This window comes from Rhizobium sp. R693 (assembly GCF_002211315.1).
Lineage (GTDB): Bacteria > Pseudomonadota > Alphaproteobacteria > Rhizobiales > Rhizobiaceae > Rhizobium.
Window position 1 is genome coordinate 1 of sequence record NZ_LOKY01000008.1, and the last position, 20669, is coordinate 20669.

The window sequence follows — 20669 nt, forward strand, 5'->3', positions numbered from 1 at the left end:
TGAAGACGCCGAAGCTCGATGGCGGAAACCTGACCTTCGAGGTCGCCGTTCTCGAGGGTGATCTCGCCGGAGCCGATGGTCCGGCATCACTGTTTATCGACTGGTTTGCGGCCCGCGGTCCGTACGGCGGCGTCGCCGTCGGAGGTATTGGCCGTGCAGCGGTCTGGCGTGGCGGCTGGTATGCGCATCCGGGCGCATACTACGGTGCCGGCGTCGTTGCCGGGGCCGCAATCGGCGCGGCAGTCGCGGAGGATCGTCGCTACTACCCGCCTCCGGCATGCGGCTATTATCCCTATCCTCCCTGCTACTAGCACCGGGGAAAGCAACAGGTCGTGCTGTTTTTGACCCAGAGGGAGGCTGGCAAGAAGGCCTTCCACTGGGGTGACAAGGCCAAGGATGCAGAGAGTGAACGATTTATCTACGCCGAACCCGGTATTCGAAATCTTCGTCGGCACTGTATTTCTGATCGTCGTCATCTTCGTACACGGCGTTGGTATCAGGAATATCAGCCGACAGTTCAGCAAATCCTGGGCACAGGTCACCAGCGTCACATCTCACTGGCGCCTGAACCTGATGCTGTCAGTGACGATCGCCGCGCTGGCGCTCCTGCACTTCGCAGAAACTCTGATCTGGGCGGTTCCTCTCTATGTCAGGGATATCATCCCCTCTATGCGCGACAGCTATTACTACGTCCTTGAGAGCTACACGACGCTTGGCGAGGGCACTGTCAGCCTGCCAGATCGATGGCGGTTGCTCGGACCGATCATCGGCATGTCCGGCCTGTTCACCTTTGGTTGGACGGGAGCGTCCTGGTCAGCATCATGACCGATTTCGGAAAGTTCGACATATTGCAGGCCAGGCGCGAGCGTGTGGAAGAGGACAAGGCGGCATGAGTCGGCTTTTGCCTTCGCCGTGCCTCATCTGCTCGCGCATGTAGGAAATGGCGGCACTCACTCTCGTGGCGTCCACGGTTCAAACGGAAAGGAACGACGATGTCTAAACACTGGATGGCTTCCCTGACATGCACTGCGTTTCTCATTCCATTCTCCGCGAGCGCGGCACAGCTCGGAGTCGGAAAGCTCGACTGTGACATATCCGCAGGCGTCGGTATGATCATCAAATCCATGCAGGCTGTCTCGTGCACGTTCACGCCATCGCCATCGCTCCCCGGCCCGGCGCAGACCTACAAGGGTTCGATCGACGAGTTCGGCCTTGCCATCGGCGACGTCAAGGCGGGGCGGATGGTATGGCTGGTCTTCAGCGTCACCGGTCAGCCGTTACCTGGCCTACAGGGTACCTACCGGGGTGTAGAGGCGGATGCCAGTCTGGGTCTCGGTGGCGGTGCGAAGGTACTGGTCGGCGGAAGCGGGGACAGTGTTTCGCTTCAGCCTTTGTCGCTGGAAGGTGAAGAAGGCGTCAATGTTGCGATTGGCGTGGCGTCGCTGAAACTTTCGGCGGTTGAGTGAGCAAGGATCCCACGTCGTAGATTCGGAATCTTGCGTCAGGAGAGCGACTCCGACGTCATGACCAAGTCTGGGCATCGGCCTCCGCCGCAAACGTTGCGGGACAATGGCCACTCCGAGTTCGCAGATCTCTTCAACGTTCGGCGTCGACTGCCCTGGTCAACATTGCTCGCGCGCTCGGCCTCGAAATGATGCTCATTCCGCAGGCCATGGTCCCAGCGATCAACGCTCACAATCGAAGGCGATCCGGCGTTGAGCCACGCACTACCTTCCTTGAACTCGATCGACGGGTCCGAAGTGTCGCGAAGCGAGACGCCGTCGCCGCACGACGGCCTTGAGCTTCAAAGCCGCGGTTGATGACCCCGCGCGCTTCGGAAGTTCGCGTACCGTCGGCGCTCACTTCAGGTGACGCCGCGAAGGTTCCGGGATGCGGAGAGCACACCGGACAGGATGGGAATAATTCATCTTGCCCGGTAGCGATTTACACGGCGTCAGACCGCGACCTTTTCCAGCTCGGCCAGGGCATCCCCCGGCAGTGCAATGCTCTCCGCCGCAAGGTTCTCCCTGAGATGCAACCGTGATGAGGTGCCGGGGATCAAAAGGATATTGGGCGACCGCCTGAGAAGCCAGGCGAGTGCAACTTGCAACGGCGTTGCACCGAGCCTGCCCGCGACATTCGACAAGGTCGAGGATTGCAGCGGCGAGAAGCCGCCTAGCGGAAAGAACGGCACATAGGCAACCCCTTGAGAAGCGAGCGTGTCGATCAATCCATCGTCTTCGCGATGGGCGAGGTTGTACTGGTTCTGCACGCAGGCGATTTCGGTGATCTTTCTGGCATCCTCGATCTGCCTTGCCGTTACGTTCGACAAGCCGATGTGCTGGATTAGGCCCTGCCGCTTCAGGTCCGCCAGAACTTCGAGCGGTTCATCGAGCGATCCTTCCGCAGGACCGTGCACGTCGAACATTGCGCGGAGGTTCACCACCTGCAGGACGTTGAGGTCCAGATTGCGAAGATTGTCATGCACAGCCTGCGTCAGTTCCTCCCGCGAGAACGCGGGATTCCACGAGGCGTCAGCGCCTCGACGCGCGCCTACTTTGGTGGCGATCACGAGGTCATCGCCGTAGGGATGCAGGGCTTCCCGGATGATCTGGTTTGTGAGATGCGGGCCGTAGAAGTCGCTGGTGTCAATATGATTGACGCCGCTTTCTACAGCCTCGCGCAGAACAGCAATGGCTTCCGCCCGATCGCGTGGAGGGCCGAACACGCCTTTGCCTGCAAGCTGCATCGCACCATAGCCGAGCCGGCGCACCGCGCGGCCGCCGAGGGTGAAGTTTCCGGATTGTCTAGTGGTCGTCATGGCTTGGGCTCCTGTTGTAGGGCAAAAGATAGGCCACTGACATAGAGGTCACAATCCGCTACAGTCAGGACAGCCTGTCCGCCATGGCGGACAATGCGATGCAGAAAAACTGGAGAACAAGATGCCGGACATGGCCGATGTCAGCGCATTCCTGCTGGTTGCCCGGGCTAGAGGCTTTCGTGAGGCGGCGCGCGCGAACGGCATGAGTTCGTCGGCGCTAAGCGATGCCGTCAAGCGCCTGGAGGCCGAACTTCGCGTAAGGCTTCTCAACCGCACCACGCGGAGCGTGCTGCCGACGGAGGCTGGTCGAACACTGATGGAACGCCTCGGGCCGGCCTTTGCCGAGATTGCTTCTGCGCTCGATCAGGCAAAGAGCAGCCGCGACCGCCCAGCCGGGTCCTTGAAGCTCAACGTCCCGGCAAGTGCTGCGCGCCTGGTCCTGCCGCGCATCGTGCCGCCCTTCCTTGTTGCCTATCCGGACATACGGCTGGAGGTCGTCACGGAGGAGAGCTTCGTTGACATCATAGAAAGCGGCTGCGACGCCGGCATCCGCTATGACGAACGGCTCGAACAGGACATGATCGCAGTGCCGATCGGCCCGCGCCACCAGCGCTTCGCCCTTGCCGCATCGCCGGAGTATCTTGCCACGCGGGGAAGGCCACAACATCCGCGCGATCTACTCGCGCATGACTGCATTCGCGGTCGGTTCCCTGCACGCGCCATTCCGTCTTGGGAGTTCGAGCGCAACGGGGAGGTGGCAGTCATCGAGCCTTCCGGCACCCTCGTTGTGCAATCCGGAAGTGGCACCGATCTCGGCATTGAAGCCGCCATTGCGGGTACTGGCATTATGTATCTCTTCGAAGACTGGCTGAAGGCACATTTTGAAAGCGGCGCGCTCGTGCCGGTGATGGAAGACTGGTGGCTGCGCTTTCCGGGGCCGTTCCTCTATTATCCTGGCCGCCGCCTCGTGCCTGCACCGCTGCGCGCCTTCATCGATTTCGTCAAGGGAATGTGAAGAGCTTAAGGCGCAGCTAGAACGCCGTGCATCGATTCCTGGGTGAGGCAATAGGAGGGGTCAATTCTTCGCTTAGCTTGACACGTGAACGCCACGAACGTGAGAAACGTTCCGCCAAAACAGTCGGAATGAATTGACATTTGCCTACCAAGTAGACTTCGGGAACCTTCAGTGCGGCCAGCCTGTTCTTGTCGGTGAAGCTGAGGAACTGGTTATGCCTAAAAGAAATGCTGCCCCCGCTAAAAAGATCGACCCTAAAGACGCGCCCGTCCGCCGTTCCGACGACCAGATGGCGCCCGCCGAGCCTGACGATCGCGAACATCCGCCGCGAGATACGAGGGATACGCCAGCGCCGAACCCAAACGACAAAGGGCTCCCGAACAGGCCGCCGGAATAAGCCGGAGACCGGAGAGGTCTCAAGGCGCGCGATCGGTAAGCGCGTCGGCTCCTTCCTGCTCGGCGCAATGCGCACAGCAGTAAATGATGTCGCCCTGCTCGACGCCGTGCCCGACGTTCTCCGCCATGATGAAGGCTAAAAGAACCCCGCCGGAGTGCTGATCAAGCGGGGCTCTTAGGCAGTTACAACTTGAGAAATGAAACGACGTGGAAGAAGGTCGCCGTTCCATGCTCTGAAAACGAGCGGTCTCTCTGTTTGTTCCGTCGCGGTAATTTCCCCATTTCAGGGTTAGTGTGTTGGCCTTATCAGCGGCCCCCTCGGTCCCTCCAAGGGACGCCGCCGAGTTACCCGCTAATGTGTACGCGTTACCTTAAACGGGCAGCTTGAAGCAGGTCGGTGAATGCGAAGCCTTGCGGATGCGCAACTGATACGTAATAACGTATCCAGAACAGTTGCGGATCCGTCGAAAGGTTCCAGTCGGAGGCCGATTGTCAGAGGGGTGAGCGGCTTCATTGAGCATAGGGTCGCCAATAGGGCAAATCCTTCAGGTCACGTACACAAAGAGTGATCCCGCTTTGGTTGGGTATGGAAGAGTGCAATCGAAATATGGCAATGCAGGATACGATCTCAAAGGATAGCCAAGAGCCCCCGGCCATCACCGACCGAGCAAATTTTCAACTGGCGGCGGCTCAAGCCCATGACCTTGCAAGTCAGTGCGCCAGCGTCTCGGTTTTTGCGATCCTGCTTCTGCTCAGCGCTCAGATTGTGAACATACTCAGCCTCGGCGCGATCTGGATCACGTTCTTCTGCAACAATGCGGCCGCACTGATCCTTTTCGGAGCTGGGCTTCGGTCTGCCCATGACGTCGCGCGGTGGCGTCGAGAGCAAGCCGGCCTGGCCAGCATCCCGCTCGGAAGAGCCACGCAATGGCTTATTTCTGCCGCCACCTCACCGTGGTCGTCGCAAGACATAGATGAGCCAGATCGAATTGAACGCTGGACCGGAAGCATGTTCTTCGCGGGGCAATCGTTCCTGTCACGCATCGGCTCCCGACCGCTCTCGGTCTTCGGCCTTGCCCTCTTAGCATGTTTGATCGTTTATGCCGGTTGGAACCTGACGGCCGACGACATAACGATCGGAACGATGGCTTTTTCCATCATTGCGGTCTGTCTGGCTTTCGCGTTCCTTCTGCTGGTGACGGAGAGACGGCTCGCCGCCATCGATGAGGTGGAATGGCCGGAAGCGAAAGCGATTGCGCAGTTGGCACGCGTGCCCATCTTCGTGCTCGTCCTGTCCTGCCTTTGCATGCTCTTGAGCTCGCGCGGATCCGGACTGTCCATCAAACTCCTGGCAGCGCTCGGAGGTTTTGTCGCGCTTGTCGGGCTCGAGTTCCTGATCCGCGCGTTCGCCTCCATGTTCCGCCCGCAAAACGACAGCCGCGAGCCGGCAATGATCGCCACCAGCCTTGTCGCGGGAGCACTTCAGTGGCCGCCCCAGCCTTTGATCGGCATTCAATCGGAGTTGCGGGCCAGGCACGGCATCGACCTTCGTCAGATCTGGGCCTTGTCGTTCGTCCGCAAGGCTGCTCCGGCCATCATTCTTGGAACGCTCCTTCTCGGCTGGCTGTTGAGCGGCGTGCGTGAAATTCCGATGACAGGCCGAGGCGTTTATGAACGGTTCGGTAAGGCGCAAGGCATCCTGCATCCCGGTCTTCATATCGGTCTTCCATGGCCGTTCGGTCGCGTCATTCCCATCGAGAATGGCAGCGTGCACGAGCTGGCAACGTCAGTCAGTACGAATGGCATCGAACCACCGGCTGAGGCCGAAGGGCCAGCGCCTGAAAGTGTCAACCGGCTGTGGGATGCCTCGCACATCAGCGAGAAATCGCAAGTCATCGCCAGCGGCGGCGAGCAAGGCTTTCAGATCGTCAACATGGATGTGCGCTTCGTCTACCGCATCGGTCTCTCGGACGAGGCGGCGATGAAGGCAGCATATCGGGTCGCCGATTTGCCGGCCCTGATCGAAAGCACCGCCAACCGCGTATTGGTGCATGATTTTGCCAGAAGAACCCTCGACGATGTCTTGAGCGAAGGTCGGTTGTCGCTGGCAAACGATATCGCCTCGGCCGTCCAGAAGAACATGAATGAGTTGAACAGCGGCATTGAAATCCTGGCGGTCGTCGTCGAGGCTATTCATCCTCCCGCCGGCGCCGCCAACGCCTTTCATGGTGTACAGGCAGCGCAGATCAGCGCGGACGCGATGGTGGCGCGGGAGCGGGGAGCGGCTGCCGAACAGACGAATGAGGCACAATTGAATGCCAGCGTTGCGCAAGACAAGGCGACCGCGACGGCAAAGGAAGCTGTTGCCGCTTCGGAGGCCGCAAAACTGCGCTTCCAGGCTGAACAATCGGCCTTCCAAGAGGCGGGGCAGGCGTTTCTGACAGAGGAATATTTCACTCAACTGACGAGGGGATTGTCCCATTCAAGGGCTTTCGTCCTCGATCACCGCATCGGCGGGGGCATCGCTCCGACCCTCGACCTGCGAAGCATGATGCTGCCGGTCGATCCCGACACAAGTGCCAAGCCTCACACTCCTAATCAAAGCGAAAAAACCGGCCCATGACTGACACGAATACCCATCCGGGCTCGGACCACCACGAGCACGATCATCATCATTCTCACGGCGATGATCACAAGGAAACAATGCCCTTTCGATGGTCTCGCCTGATCGTCGCGATGATCGTCGTCGCCATCATTCTGGTCGCCGCCTGCCTCGTCCAGGTGAGATCGGGGGCAGCGACCATCATCACCAGATTTGGCAATCCGGCTCGCGTTCTGATCGACCCCGGCCTTGCCTTCCGGCTCCCCATTCCTCTGGAGAAGACCATCGACGTCGACCTGCGGGCCAAATCGACCTCCAGCGGCCTGCAGGATGTCGGGACAAAAGATGGGCTGCGGATCATCGCGCAGGCCTATGCGATCTGGCAGGTCCCACCCGATCCGGATGCGATCAAGCGCTTCGTGCGGTCGGTTCAGAACCAGCCGGACCAGGCGGCTGCACAAATCCGCACGTTCCTCGGATCGTCGCTGGAAACCACGGCCAGCAATTTCGAGCTGTCATCGCTGATCAATCCTGATCCGGACAAGCTCCGGATCGATGCCCTGGAATTGCAGCTCAAAGCTCAGATCGCTCAGCAATTGTTCGATACCTATGGATTGCAGGTTGTCGAAGTTGGTATCGAGCGCCTGACCCTCCCCTCGGTGACATTGAACGCTACCGTGGACCGCATGCGAGCCGAACGCGAGACGATTGCCACCGAACGCGCGGCGGTCGGCAAACGCCAGGCCGCTGAAATCCGCTCCGCAGCCGAACGCGATGCGAGGGTCCTGCAGGCGGACGCGACTGTGAAGGCAGCCGATATAGAAGCCAAATCCCGCGTCGAAGCAGCGCAGATCTATGGAACGGCCTATAAAAGCGCGCCGGAGCTTTATGAACTGCTCCGCTCTCTCGACACGCTCGGCACGATCGTCAATTCCAACACGCGCCTTGTCCTGCGCACCGATGCCGCGCCTTTCCGCGCCCTCATCGATGGACCACCCAGCGCCGCGTTGGCTGGCGGAGCGCATTAGGGATGGATGCGGGCGGAGATAGGAATTCGAAGGCGCAACACCAGGCCGTTCGTCTGGTGTCCGTGCTGCTGTCTGCAATCATGGCGCTTGCGGCCGTCGGTTGGGCGACATCCAATATCCGGGAGATAGCGCCACAAAACCGTGCCGTCGTTCTACGTCTGGGTGCCTTGAACCGGGTGCAGGAATCCGGGCTGTTATGGGCCTTGCCGGCGCCTTTCGAAAAGGTTTTGCTTGTGCCCGACGCCGCAACGGTCTTGGAACGCCGGATCGGCGGATTGCTTCGCTCGCCCGCGGCCGAGAGCGGCGAGGCCGACGCCGTGATGGAGAGCGACGCCCTGGCGGGATCGGGATACCTGCTGACTGCTGACGCCAGTGTCGTTCGTCTCGACATCCGCGTCTTTTATCGGGTGACCGATCCCTTCGCCTATGCCCTGCAGGAGGAGCATGTCCTCCCGGCGCTCGACCGCCTGGTGACACGCAGCGCTGTTGTGATCTGCGCCTCACGCGATCTGGACAGCATTCTGGTCGCACGCCCGGAGCTAGTCTCCGACAGCGATATCGCCGGGCGCCGCGAACGGTTGCGGTCGGATCTAGTGAACAGCATCAACGCCAGCCTAAGCTCCCTGAAAGCGAGCGGCATGGGTCTCGGCATCGAGATCGACCGCGCCGACGTTCAATCCGGACTCCCGGCGACGGCCGTGAGCGCGTTCGATGGGGTGCTGACGGCCAGCCAGCAGGCAGAGCAGGCGATTGCGTCGGCACAAAACGATGCGGAGAAAGACCGGCAGGCCGCAGATCAGGAAGCCGACCGGATCGTGCAGATGGCAGAGGCTCAATCCAGCGAGCGTCTGGCAAAGGCACGTGCCGATACGGCTACCGTCAACGGATTTGCGAGCGCGCAAGGGTCCGATAGCGATCCCGGCCTTCTCTGGCGCCTCTATCGAGATCGCGTTGCCAAAATTTTGTCGCAGGCAGGCTCGGTCGTCACCGTCGACCCTGGGGACGATACACACCTCATTCTGCAGGGAGCCGACAAATGAGTATCGCAACGGATCATTCGCACGGCTCCGACGGCCACGCGCATCATCATGGACATATGCTCAGCGCCGGCCTACTGACGGCCAACGAGAAGAAGGCAGCGGCCGTTCAACTCACGCTCGCCATGATGGCCTTTTGCCTGCTCGCGCTTGGCATTGTCTGGCGCTTTCTTGCGCCGAACGAAGAGGGAGTGAGCCAGCTTTTGCTTGCTGCAGCCTCGCTGATCGTCGCGGTTCCAGTCATCCGGTCCGGCTGGCACAGCCTGCGCCATCCAAGCCTGCATGGCATTACCGATCAGCTGATCGCTCTCGCAATGCTCGCCGCCTGGGCAACAGGCGACCTCCTGACGGCCGGTCTTCTCCCGATCATCATGATATTCGGTCATGTGCTGGAAGAGCGCAGCGTCATCGGATCAAAAGAAGCGATGGAGGCGCTGACGCGTCTGACGCGCAGTTACGCGCGAGTGATCACGCCTGGCCGCGGAACGCGTGAAGTCGACAACGTCACGCTGAAGCCAGGCGATCTGGTGGAGGTGAGGGCAGGAGACCGGATTCCCGCCGACGGCCGTGTTCGAAAGGGACAGGCGAGCCTCGATACCGCGCCGATCACCGGAGAATCCGTGCCTTTGGAAGTCTCCGCCGGCATGGATGTCTTCGGCGGCGCGATTAATCTGGACGGTCGTCTAGAGATCGAGGTGACCCGAACCGGCGAGGATTCAACACTCGGAAAAGTCATCGCGCTGATGCAGCGCGCGGAAAATTCGAAACCGCCGATTACGCGACTCTTGGAGCGTTACGCCCAGCAATATCTGGGCTTCGTACTGACGATCGCGGCCATCGCTTGGTTCGTCACCTACAACGACCAGATCATGCTTTCGATTCTGGTCGCGGCGTGCCCCTGCGCCCTGGTCTTGTCTGCGCCAGCTACGGCAATTGCCGGTATCGCGGTCGCCGCGCGCCACGGCATCCTCATCCGCAGCTCGGCATTCCTTGAAGAACTGGCCGATCTGACCTCCCTGGTCATCGACAAGACCGGCACCCTCACATTCGGCCGGCTTCGCCTGCAGGGCATCAGGCTTACGGGCAATATGGACCAGGAGACGGTTCTGGTCCTGGCTGCATCTCTCGGCGCCGCCAGCAGTCATCCAGTCAGCAGGGCGCTCGCCTCGCTCGTTGCCCATGACGCTTACCATCCATTGACAAATGTCCGAGAACTGCAAGGGCTGGGCGTCGTCGCGGGAACGGAAATGGGCGAGGTGGCCCTCGGGCGTCCCGAGTTGTTTGAGGGCCTGTCAGTCGCCATTCCCCCGGTTCCCTTGCATGATGGTCCGCTCGCGGGCATGTCCATCGGCGGCGATTTTTGTGCCTGGCTTCTGCTGTCGGACACGATCAAGCCGGAGGCCGCGGTCGCGATGGCGGAATTGCGGGCGCTCGGACTCAACCGGCAGCTTCTGCTGACCGGCGACTGTCAGTCGGTCGCACATGCCCTGGCGCGCGACATCGGCATAAACGATGTCGCCGCTCAAGCTCTGCCCGCCGACAAGCTGAAGCGGGTGTTGAGTGAGACGGAAAGCGGCTTCAAACCCCTTGTCGTCGGCGATGGGATCAACGACTCCCTCGCTCTCAAGGCAGGTGCCGTCGGGATTGCGATGGGCGCGGGCGGCGCCGATATCGCGCTCGCCTCCTCGGATATCATCCTGATCGGCAGTGACTTGCGACGGCTCGGCACATGCATCCGCCTGAGCAGGCTCAGCCGCCGGACGTTGAAAACCAACGTCATCATCGGCCTTGGCTGGACGGTGGCGATCGTCGCATTGGCGGGGTTCGGTTTTCTTGGAGCGGCGGGAGCCGTCGTCGCCGCGATCCTGCATAATTTCAGCACATTGCTGGTGCTGGCGAACGCTGGTCGGTTGATGAGATATGACGAACCGCTTGTCGCTCAAGGGTAAGCAAGCTTTATTGTTCGCACTTGGTGACAATCCCAGACCGCCCTCGATTGTGCGTCAGCGAGGACAGGGGGACGGCAGCAGTCCCGCTGCACGACAGGTCGTCAATATCAAAACTCCTCCCACGCGGCGTCAACCCAACGCAGCATTGCCATGTGTTGCTGTGTCCTCTGCATCAAGGAAGGCTGGGTAGCATCAGGTCGCCAACGGTTCGGCCTGTAATCGTTGCCCGATGTGCCGGGAAAAATACTGATGGGTGGCTCGGTCCCTTATCGCGACACGATGTCAGCCTGGATGAAATCGAGCGAAGCTTGTCGCTACACCGCCCGACGTGATCAAAGACACTTTGTTTGGGTGGCGGCATATCAGTCTCACCGACGATTACGCCTGGTCCCCCAACGAACAGCCTCGATCTCAGATCGCTGCGGCGCAAGGCATCCATTTTTGGTACTTCACCGGCCGCCGACAATCAGCGATACTCCCGCAGTTTGCGGCGGCCCGAATTGGGAATTCGATCAGCTATACCCTGTTGTTTCCGGCCAGACAGTCCGCCCATTGCCTGCTTCTGACCGTCGTAAGTGTACATGCGCATGCGCGTATCGGTTCAGCCTGGGAGACGTTGCTCCAAAATAGGCAAGGAGGACTGCAGATGCGCTTTCATCGTGACGTGTTACTTATTTCTCGCAGCTTGATTGCAGCCCTCGGTTTCACGGCTTTGTCAGGAATTGTCGCCCCTGCGGTCGCGCAGGTGGTGACGGGCGAGCCGGGCTCCCCCGGGGCGACCACTACGCTCGACGGAAAACAGCTTCCGCCGCCCGATCCGAAATTCGGCGGGGTGATCAAGGAGAAAGCCTCGGACTCTCAGCCCTGGTGGGCGCCGCGCGTCGTGCCGCCCAAGGGCGCGCCGAACGTGTTGCTGATCATGACGGATGATCAGGGCTTTGGGGCACCAAGCACATTCGGCGGCGTCATCCCCACACCTGCCATGGATCGTATCGCGAACCAGGGCCTGCGCTTCACGAACTTCCACTCGACGTCGCTCTGTTCGCCGACGCGGGCAGCGTTGATCACCGGGCGAAATCACCATTCCGTCGGTTACGGGGTGGTTGGCGAAATTGCGACGGGGTTCCCTGGTTACAGCTCGATCATCCCAATTGAGAAAGGCACCATTGGCACAATCCTCAAGGAGAATGGCTACGCAACGTCGTGGTTCGGCAAGGACCACAATACGCCTTCTTATCAATCGAGCCAGGCAGGGCCGTTCAATCAATGGCCGACCGGAATGGGCTTCGACTATTTCTATGGCTTCGTTGGCGGCGACGCCAGCCAATGGCAACCGAACCTTTTCCGCAACACCACGGCCATCTACCCGTTCGAAGGCAATCCCGGCTGGAACATGGAAACGGCGATGGCCGATGACGCCATCCAGCACATCACACAGCTCAAAGAGATCGCGCCCGGCAAGCCCTGGCTCGTCTATTACGTACCGGGCGCCACCCATGCGCCGCATCATCCGACGCCGGAATGGGTCAAGAAGATCAGCGACATGCACCTGTTCGACGAGGGCTGGAACAAGGTGCGCGAGACGATCTTCGCCAACCAGAAACGGCTGGGCATCATGCCCGAGAACGCGCAACTGACACCCTGGCCGAAGGGGCTGCCAGAATGGGATACGCTCAGCTTCGAGGAAAAAAAGCTCTTTATCAAGCAAGCCGACGTCTATGGCGCCTACCTTGCCTATGCCGACCATGAGATTGGACGGGTCATCCAGGCCGTCGATGACCTCGGTGAACTCGACAACACCTTGATCATCTATATCGGCGGCGACAATGGCGCGAGTGCCGAAGGCATGGTCAACGGCACTCCGAACGAGTTCACCACGTTCAACGGCGTTCCGGTGCCGGTGAAGGACCAGTTCCTATGGTATCCGTTCTGGGGATCGGAACGGACCTTCCCGCACTTCGCGGCAGGCTGGGCGTGGGCGATGGACACGCCGTTCAAATGGGTGAAGCAGGTGCCGTCACACTTCGGCGGAACCGCTCAGGGCGTGGCCATGTCCTGGCCCGGCCACATCAAGGACGTGGGCGGCATCCGTCGGCAATTTCACCATGTCATCGACATCGTGCCGACCATCCTCGAGGCGGCCGGTATCCCGGCTCCCGATACGATCAACGGCATCGGCCAGCGCCCCATAGAGGGGACGAGCATGGTGTACACATGGGACAAGGCGAACGCCAACGCCCCGACCCGGCACACAACGCAATACTTCGAGATGCTCGGCAATCGGGCCATCTATAACGACGGATGGGTGGCGGCCACCACACCGGCGACGCTGCCCTGGGAACTGAGCACCAAGACGCCTCCGGATGTGATCACCGGGTACAACTGGGAACTATACAACGTAAAAGACGATCCCACCCAGTTCAACGATCTCGCCGCCAAGATGCCGGACAAGCTCAAGCAGATGCAGGACGTCTTCTATTCCGAGGCAAAGAAATATAACGTGCTGCCACTCGACAATTCGACGCTCACCCGCTGGAACACGCCGCGACCGAACCTCACGGCTGGGCGAACAGAATTCACCTATTCCGGTGAACTGAGCGGCGTGCCCGCCAGCGCTGCACCGAGCATCTTAAACAAGTCCTACACCATCACCGCCGTGGTCGAGATCCCAGATGGCGGCGCGGAAGGCATGATCGTCACCGAGGGCGGGCGGTTCGGCGGCTACGGCCTGTTCCTGAGCAAAGGCGACTTCGGCATCGGCAGAAGCCGGGTCGTGTTCCTTTACAACCTGCTCGATCTCAAGCGAACGATGTGGGAGGGGCCGGAACTGGAAGCCGGCAAGCACACCATCGTCTTCGACTTCAAATCAGACGGGCCTGATCTCGGCAAGGGAGGCACGGGCGTCCTGTCGGTGGACGGCAAGAAAGTGGCCACAAATTCCTTGGAGCATGGCACTCCGATCACATTCCCCGAGGACGAAACCTTTGACATCGGCCAGGACACGCGCACCGGCGTCGCATTGCTCGAGTATCGCTACGATGCTCCGTTCAAGTTCACCGGCCAGATCGACAAACTGACGTTTGATCTGGGGTCCACGCAGCAGTAAGGGTGACGCTGGGAGGCAGAGATGAACAGCTACAACCGGGCAAGAAAGATGCCGGTGTTGCGCCGGCGTGATCTCGGTACGGCGGCGCTAGCGTTCGGTGCGGCCGCGATTCTGGGGCCGCGGCTGGCCGCTGCCAACAGTCTGAGCGAGAGGGTCAGGAACGCACTCCTCGGCGAGTTTTCCGATCTCGGCGACGACGCGCGCGAGGAGGTCGCCTACTACGTCGGCCTGGAGTCCTACGTCTTCGGCTACCCGCTGGTCGTCATGGACGTCACGAAGGCCGTGGTCACCGCCGCGCCCGCGCCCAACGGGGAAGGCACAGCCGCCCCCATCAACCAGCTTGCCAAGATGCCGCACTATGTCAGCCCCTATTTCACGAATGTGGTGCGGATCAGCCTTAACTCGCTGTGGACCACGGGCTGGCTCGACCTGGAGAAGGAGCCGATGGTGCTCTCGGTGCCGGAGACCCGTGGACGGTATTACGTCTTTTCGATCATGAACATGTGGACAGATGTGTTCGCCTCGTTCGGCAAGCGCACGACTGGCACCGAGCCTGGCAGCTTTCTCGTCGCCGGGCCGAACTGGAATGGCACGGCGCCAGCCGGCATCAAGGAAACCTACCGGTCGTCGACCCGATACGCGTGGGCTCTTGGCCAGACACAGGCGAATGGGCCCGACGATTTCGCCGCCGTCAATCTGCTCCAGGCCGAATACAAGCTCACCCCGCTCAGCGCCTGGGGCACGCCATATTCGCCGCCCACCAATGTGCCGGTCGATGGTTCGGTGGCACTCACTCCCACGCCGCCGATCCAGGTGGCGAACATGGATGCCGCGACGTTCTTCAACCGCCTGGCGATGGCAATGAAGGACAATCCTCCCCGTCCTGCCGATGCAAATGCGGTATGGAAACTCGCCAAAGTCGGCATCGTGGCCGGTGTGAAATTCGACATCGAACAGATCGATCCGGCCGTTGCACACGGCCTCAACCGCGCGGTCAAGGACGTGCAGGTCCTCATGAACGAAGGGGTCACGAAGATCAAGAATATCAACGGTTGGATCAGGCCGGTCAACATGGGGCGGTATGGCACCGACTATGACACCAGGGCCGGCATCGCCATGGCAGGCCTGGGTGCCGACTTGCAGGAAGATACGATCTATCCGCTCGCCTTCGTCGACGGCGACGGCAAGCGTCTCGACAGCGCGCACAAATACATTCTGCATTTCGACAAGGACAAGCTTCCGCCCACCAATGCCACGTGGTCGGTCTCGCTCTACCAAGGCCCCAATTACGTCCCCAACCCGCTCAACCGCTACGACATCGCGCCCTGGATGCCGCTCGGCTACAACGCGGACGGATCGCTCGACATTTACATTCAGAAAGACTCGCCCGGTCCAGACAAGGAAGCCAACTGGCTGCCTGCTCCGCAGACGGGCGAGTTCAACATCATCATCCGCAACTACTGGCCGAAGGAGGAGGCGCTTAGCCCCACATACGCCAACCCACCGATCCGGCGGGTGCAGTAACTCCAGCGGGCAAGGCGGCTGCACGGTGACGACATGATGCTGCGTTCTTTGCTTCTGATCTCGGCGATTGCCGAGGGCGCGACCGGCTTGGCGTTCTTGCTGCTACCCAATATCCCGGTTTGGATCCTGTTCGGCCAGCCGCTCGAGACCCCACTGGCCATGCTCGTCGGGCGGGTGGCCGGCGCCGCATTGATCGCCGTGGGGATTGCCTGCTGGCGTGCTGCGGACGACCAGGAAAGCCGGGCTACAACTGGCCTCGTCCTATCCCTGTTGGTCTATGACGTGATCGCCATGGCTCTGCTTGCCTATGCGCGCTTCGCACTGGAGCTGTCCGGTCCGGGGTTCTGGGTAGCGCTCATCGGTCACCTCGTACTGGCGCTCTGGTGCATCATGGCTCTTCGCCGAAACCGTTCTTCAAATCCAGCGGCAGAAGGAAGCAGTCGCCATGCAGAATGACAATCACAACACGCACACAAATCTCTGGCGCCCGGTCTGATCTGCGCGGGCGCAATCGCAGCCGTCGCAGGCCTCGGAGCGCAACTTCGCCTCGTCGGCCACCGCCAGTGGTGAGGAAGCGAACCCCAAGACCAAGCACATGCTTATGTTCGTGCAGTTCTCGGAGGGCTTCAAGCACGATGAGGCGGCAAAGACTATCCGGCTGGTGGGCGTAGACCCCAACACCCTCTACTTCGGTGACCGGCTAGAGCGGATCGCCGGCCATATCAAGATGGACCGAATGGACATCCAAGGCGGGCAAGGCAATTTCGGCAACGATCCACCGAATGCACGCTGTCCGTCTACGAAGCGGGCCAGGCCAACAATATGGTAGCCGTCATTGAGGTTACCGATCCCCGGATCGAGGGCCACGACCTCGTTTACGGCTACAAGCTCATGGAGGGAGAACTCCCGGTCGCCGGCGAACAAACCTCACTGTTCATCGGCTGCATCGGAGTCGGCGGCGGCGTCGGCTTTGGCTACCACGGTGTAGGGGGAGGATTCCGCGGACCGGGATGGCGTTGAGTTTGCGGTGTGTCGAGAGCGCACCCGTTGCGACCGTATCGCAAACCGCTGCACAGAAAATCGTGTCCTTCACGAGCGACTGCATAAGGCCGGCTGCGTGGAATGGCGATCGAGTGATAGCGGTACTTGCTCCTCCTATTGAAGCTGGCTTGTGCAACAACGGCGCGGGGAGGACCATTCGCGTTCTTCCTCAATAGCCGCGATTTCGATCAGGCTTCCGACCGAGAATACGTGTCGTTTGTCCCCCGCGTGAACCACCAGACTGCCGCTCTCCATTCGAATTTTCGTGGCGACGAGGTTGCGCTCATGGCCATGGTCGATGATCGAAACGACGAACATATGTCTCCCCCACAGATACATCGCTACCCAGATTTTCAGCCAGCGGTTGGCAAATCATATACTACTGATTGTACGTGCCCCAATGTTTCCTGAGTCTCACCCAAAAAATGCCTGCCGCTGTTGTACGTTTTGGCGCGGTGCCAGTCCTTGTTCATTGCGAAACCGGAGGGCGTCCCAGGTGCAGGGCCGTTCATTTTCTGATTAATGATCGGGCCGTCTCCTCGACGATGACGCCACAGTTCCTTCCTCTCCGACGTCCTGTGCGCAGCCTTTTCAAAGACATTGTCTGCCAAGCACCTAGGCTCAGGACCTAATGATTTCAGCTGAGATGTAATTCACGGGTTCCGAGAAGGAGGCCGTGATGGGTGATTTGTTTTTGCTGAGCGAGTAGCTCGAATTCTTTGAAGACGGCTGAACTTTTCCGGCTATTGATCAATCCGCCTAGGGGCGCGAGAGGCTGGCCGTTGCCAGTACGAATGCCGACAATCGTCAATAAGAGCGGCCGACGAACACAGCGGCTGCACCGACGCACGTGAGCCGCAGTCCGCCGCTGCGCGCGTGATGGCGGCCTGCCTCGGGTCGTCGGCGTCACGGATCTTGGCTTCTCCTCAACGGAATCGGCTACCATCGCCGGACTCCAGTGCTGCGTCTGTTTCCGCAATGCCGACCGCGCGCCCGAGGCCAGCCGAGCGCTTGTCCCATCGATCGTTGCGCCGTGGTCGAAGTTGCCTTGGTCCGATTTTGCGCGGCTGGATATCGCCACGCAAGTTCGGGGAAGGTCGGGCGGCGCTCGTACCTCAGCCGATCGCTCTTCCCGCGTCGGGCCGCGCCGCGCGCCAGACGAGCGGAACGAGAACCAGGGCAACGGCGGGCAGAACGATCCAGTTGATCGTTTCCCAGCCGGAGCTGTGGAGCAGCGATCCGGCCGAGAAGGAGGCGCAGGCGACGGTGCCGAAGACGAGGAAATCGTTCGCCCCTTGCACCTTGCTGCGTTCGGCCGGCGTATGGCAGTCGGCGACCATGGCAGTCGCGCCGATGAAGCCGAAGTTCCAGCCGATGCCGAGCAGCACCAGGGACAGCCAGAAATGGGTGATGTCGAAGCCCGAAAGCGCCACCGCAGCCGAACTGGCGATCAGAAGCAGGCCGATTGCCGCAACCCGCTCCTTGCCGAAGCGCACCATCAACCGCCCGGTGACGAAGCTCGGGGCATACATCGCAAGGATATGCCACTGGATGCCGAGAGCCGCCTGGTCGATCGAATGCCCATGCCCCACCATGGCGATTGGCGAGGCGGTCATCACGAAGGTCATCAGCCCGTAGGAGACGACGCCGGTCGCAATCGCCAGCAGATAACGCGGCGACGTCAGGATTTCGAAGAGCGGCCTTTCGCCGGCATGGTCCCGCGCCTGCGCCTTCTGCTGCGACGAGGCGCGAAAGAGAAAGACCACCGGAAAGGCAAGCGCCGCCATGGCGGCCTGGCTGAGGAAGCTGCCGGCAAAGGGCGTGCCCGGCACCGCGTCACGCGTCCAGATGACGAGCTGCGGCCCGATCACCGCCGCCGCAAGGCCGCCGAGCATAACGCGGGCGATCGCCTTCTGGCTTTCAGCCCCGCTGGCGCTGTCGGTCGCGGCGAAGCGGTAGCTCTGGACATAGGAGGAATAGAAGCCGGCAAGGCACGTGCCGAGGCAGAAGATCAGGAAACTGCCGAAGGCGATGCCGATTGCGGCGATCGTGCCGGATACCATGCCGATCGTCGTTCCGAGCAGATAGCCTTCCCGCCGGCCGAAGCGGCGCATGACATAGGCGGCAGGCAGCGTTCCGGTCGCCAGGCCGAGGTTGAGCAGGCTGACGGGCAAGGTGACGAGATCGGGATCGGGCGACAGGTGCTGACCCACCAGCCCCCCGAGCGAAATGACGATCGGCGCGTTCGCGCCGCCGAAAGCCTGCGCAATGGTGAGGACCCACGAGTTGCGTCGTGCGATGCCCGGGTCGGCCGGGGCTTGATGCATGAGATTCATCTGCGATCGACTTTCGAGAGGATTTCGGCCACCGCCTGCTCGGCGGCGGTGACGGCGCCAGAGAGATAGCCGGGCTCGGAAGGGCTTGTCTCGCTGCCGGCGAGCAAAAGACGGTCTTTCCACGGGCCTGATACCCACTCTTTGCTTCCCGGCACGGGATGGGCACCGCCGGCGCGGTCGGTGGCGGTCGCCGTCAGCGGATCGGCTGCCCAGTCCTTGAGGATGGTGGCGCTGGGCTTAAGCGCCTGCGGGCCGAAGAGCCGCGCCAACTGCGTGAGGCAGGCCTGTTTCAACGCCTGCTCGCCGATCGCGGCCCGCTGGTCCGCACCGACGCCGAGAAAGCCGAACAGCGCCGCCTTGCCGGAGGCCGTCGTCGCGTCGTGGATCTCGACCATCGGTCCCACCATGCTTTGCGCCGTGCCGGACAGGCCGTCCGTGCGCCAGAAAGGCCGGTCGTAGATCGCGAAGAACTTCGCGTGCGGCGCCATCCATGTCGCGGTGGCGCGCCAGCTGGCGGCGGTCGCCGGCTCCTGCGCGGGCGCAAAACGCATCGTCGCTTCGAGAAGCCGCGGCGGCAGCGCGGCGATCACGTGCTCGGCCAGCAGGAGTGATGTGCTCCCCGTGCCCGCCTCGACGGTCAGTTCCACGCCGACATCGGTGAGCGCCATTGCCGTTACCTTCGCTTCGCTCAGAATGCGGCCGGCGGGCAGATCGGTGGCGAGCGCCCGGACCACGGCGGCGGTGCCGCCGGCAAGCCGCATCGATTGCTGGTCCATCGCGGTCGGGCTGTAGCGCTGCGGCCTCTCTCGCGACATGCGTTCGAAGATCACGTCGCCTTCGCCGTTCTGGCAGAAGGATGAAAGCTCGAGCTGGCCGACGAGCGTCGCCATCGCCGGCTGCATCTGCGGCCAGTACCAGGAGGGGCCGAGGTCGAAACCGTCTTCGCTTGGAAGTCCATCTTCATCGGCCGTCAGAATGCGGCCGCCGAGGCGGTTGCGCGCTTCGAGGAGAATGACGTCGAGGCCGGCGGCGTTTAGCGCCCGCGCGGCATAGAGCCCGGAGAGACCGGCGCCGACAACGGCGATTTGGCAGGTTTTCATGTGTTGCTTCCGGAGGATTCGAGCCGGGATTGAGGATTGTCGAAGGCGCAAACATGAGCATGCAGAAGCGGCGCGGCCTTGTACCACACCCGTGCGCCTTCCGGCCCGACTTTCGCATGCAGATCTTGTCCTGCTGGAAGCCGCAGCCAACTCCAGCGCGCCAAAGCTTCGCCCGCCTCGCTGAAGCCGCCGTCGAGCACCAGCAGTTCGAGCCCCTGCGGATTTGCGATCGCCACCTCCGCATTCGGCCGCCACGTCTCCAGCATCACCCGCTCGCCCGCGCCCTCGAAGAGGATCTTCGATGTGGCGACGCCGGCACGCAGTTCGCTGTCCTCACCTTCACCAGGCATGATGACCACCCGCTCGCGGTCGTCCGCCTTGAACTGCCAGAGCTTCACCAGAATGGTGCAGCCGCTCGCGCTTCGCGGCGCGTGGCCGCTGCCGGGCGGATTGCGGACATAGGCGCCGGTTGGAAAATCGCCGCTCTCGTCCTGGAAGACGCCGTCGAGAACCAGAAATTCCTCGCCGCCCGGATGCGCGTGATGGGCAAAACGACTGCCGGCGGCGTAGCGGACGATCGAGGTGGCGCGCGCCTTCTCCTCGCCGATCCGGAAGAGCATGCGCCGGTCGACGCCCTTGGCCGGGCTTGGCATCCAGTCGAGCGCGGCCGCATGCACGAGCGTGCGCCTGGAGACATCTTCGTTGAGCAGCATG

The 20669-nt window shown here is 61.5% G+C and carries 16 protein-coding genes and 3 pseudogenes; 14 read left to right on the forward strand and 5 right to left on the reverse strand.

What is annotated here, in order from left to right; all coding sequences use genetic code 11:
- From ATY79_RS09050 to ATY79_RS31355, 4 genes and pseudogenes are all read left to right on the forward strand, one after another.
- Window positions 1-311, forward strand: a pseudogene (locus tag ATY79_RS09050) (hypothetical protein); the annotation flags it as partial.
- A 94-nt stretch (window positions 312-405) separates the two neighbouring features.
- Window positions 406-893, forward strand: a pseudogene (locus ATY79_RS09055) (two pore domain potassium channel family protein).
- A 99-nt stretch (window positions 894-992) separates the two neighbouring features.
- Complete coding sequence (locus tag ATY79_RS09060; protein WP_088703587.1) at window positions 993-1466, forward strand: DUF992 domain-containing protein; 474 nt, start codon at window positions 993-995, stop codon at window positions 1464-1466.
- Window positions 1467-1603: 137 nt separating this feature from the next.
- Window positions 1604-1693, forward strand: a pseudogene (locus tag ATY79_RS31355) (transcriptional regulator); the annotation flags it as partial.
- A 261-nt stretch (window positions 1694-1954) separates the two neighbouring features.
- Here the strand turns inward: ATY79_RS31355 and ATY79_RS09070 are convergent.
- A complete protein-coding gene (locus ATY79_RS09070) occupies window positions 1955-2821 on the reverse strand; it encodes an aldo/keto reductase family oxidoreductase (protein WP_088703588.1) in 867 nt (288 codons plus the stop codon).
- A 121-nt stretch (window positions 2822-2942) separates the two neighbouring features.
- On the opposite strand from ATY79_RS09070, the gene ATY79_RS09075 reads away from it, so the two are divergent.
- From ATY79_RS09075 to ATY79_RS09125, 10 genes are all read left to right on the forward strand, one after another.
- Window positions 2943-3836 carry a LysR family transcriptional regulator gene (locus ATY79_RS09075; RefSeq protein WP_088703589.1) on the forward strand — a complete coding sequence of 298 codons (894 nt, stop codon included), beginning with the start codon at window positions 2943-2945 and terminating at the stop codon, window positions 3834-3836.
- A gap of 1009 nt (window positions 3837-4845) precedes the next feature.
- The gene (locus ATY79_RS09085; RefSeq protein ID WP_245312336.1) at window positions 4846-6855 is read left to right on the forward strand and encodes a protease modulator HflK; all 2010 of its coding nucleotides are present in this window, start codon (window positions 4846-4848) and stop codon (window positions 6853-6855) included.
- Window positions 6852-7862, forward strand: coding sequence for a protease modulator HflC (locus tag ATY79_RS09090; RefSeq protein WP_088703591.1), 1011 nt, complete (start codon window positions 6852-6854; stop codon window positions 7860-7862). The genes ATY79_RS09085 and ATY79_RS09090 overlap by 4 nt, the downstream gene beginning before the upstream one ends.
- A gap of 2 nt (window positions 7863-7864) precedes the next feature.
- Entirely contained in the window at window positions 7865-8902 is a 1038-nt protein-coding gene (locus ATY79_RS09095; RefSeq protein WP_088703592.1) for a protease modulator HflK, read from the forward strand.
- Window positions 8899-10848, forward strand: coding sequence for a heavy metal translocating P-type ATPase (locus tag ATY79_RS09100; RefSeq protein ID WP_088703593.1), 1950 nt, complete (start codon window positions 8899-8901; stop codon window positions 10846-10848). The genes ATY79_RS09095 and ATY79_RS09100 overlap by 4 nt, the downstream gene beginning before the upstream one ends.
- A gap of 646 nt (window positions 10849-11494) precedes the next feature.
- Window positions 11495-13954, forward strand: a complete 2460-nt coding sequence (locus ATY79_RS09105) for an arylsulfatase (protein WP_088703594.1) — start codon at window positions 11495-11497, stop codon at window positions 13952-13954.
- Window positions 13955-13975: 21 nt separating this feature from the next.
- A complete protein-coding gene (locus ATY79_RS09110; protein WP_088703595.1) occupies window positions 13976-15478 on the forward strand; it encodes a DUF1254 domain-containing protein in 1503 nt (500 codons plus the stop codon).
- A gap of 33 nt (window positions 15479-15511) precedes the next feature.
- Window positions 15512-15934, forward strand: a complete 423-nt coding sequence (locus ATY79_RS09115) for a hypothetical protein (RefSeq protein WP_088703596.1) — start codon at window positions 15512-15514, stop codon at window positions 15932-15934.
- Window positions 15935-16073: 139 nt separating this feature from the next.
- Window positions 16074-16307 carry a hypothetical protein gene (locus ATY79_RS09120; RefSeq protein WP_088703597.1) on the forward strand — a complete coding sequence of 78 codons (234 nt, stop codon included), beginning with the start codon at window positions 16074-16076 and terminating at the stop codon, window positions 16305-16307.
- The gene (locus ATY79_RS09125; protein ID WP_088703598.1) at window positions 16301-16498 is read left to right on the forward strand and encodes a hypothetical protein; all 198 of its coding nucleotides are present in this window, start codon (window positions 16301-16303) and stop codon (window positions 16496-16498) included. Before ATY79_RS09120 ends, ATY79_RS09125 begins: the two co-directional genes overlap by 7 nt.
- A 135-nt stretch (window positions 16499-16633) precedes the next feature.
- Here the strand turns inward: ATY79_RS09125 and ATY79_RS09130 are convergent, their stop codons facing one another.
- The 4 genes from ATY79_RS09130 to ATY79_RS09145 form a co-directional block, all read right to left on the reverse strand.
- Window positions 16634-16837 carry a hypothetical protein gene (locus tag ATY79_RS09130; protein WP_088703599.1) on the reverse strand — a complete coding sequence of 68 codons (204 nt, stop codon included), beginning with the start codon at window positions 16835-16837 and terminating at the stop codon, window positions 16634-16636.
- Window positions 16838-17634: 797 nt separating this feature from the next.
- Window positions 17635-18855 (reverse strand): MFS transporter, encoded by a 1221-nt coding sequence (locus ATY79_RS09135; RefSeq protein ID WP_088703600.1) that lies wholly within the window; start codon window positions 18853-18855, stop codon window positions 17635-17637.
- A complete protein-coding gene (locus tag ATY79_RS09140) occupies window positions 18852-19955 on the reverse strand; it encodes an FAD-dependent oxidoreductase (RefSeq protein WP_088703601.1) in 1104 nt (367 codons plus the stop codon). Before ATY79_RS09140 ends, ATY79_RS09135 begins: the two co-directional genes overlap by 4 nt.
- Entirely contained in the window at window positions 19952-20668 is a 717-nt protein-coding gene (locus ATY79_RS09145) for a cupin domain-containing protein (RefSeq protein ID WP_088703602.1), read from the reverse strand. The genes ATY79_RS09140 and ATY79_RS09145 overlap by 4 nt, the downstream gene beginning before the upstream one ends.
- Between the last annotated feature and the right edge of the window lies 1 nt (window position 20669).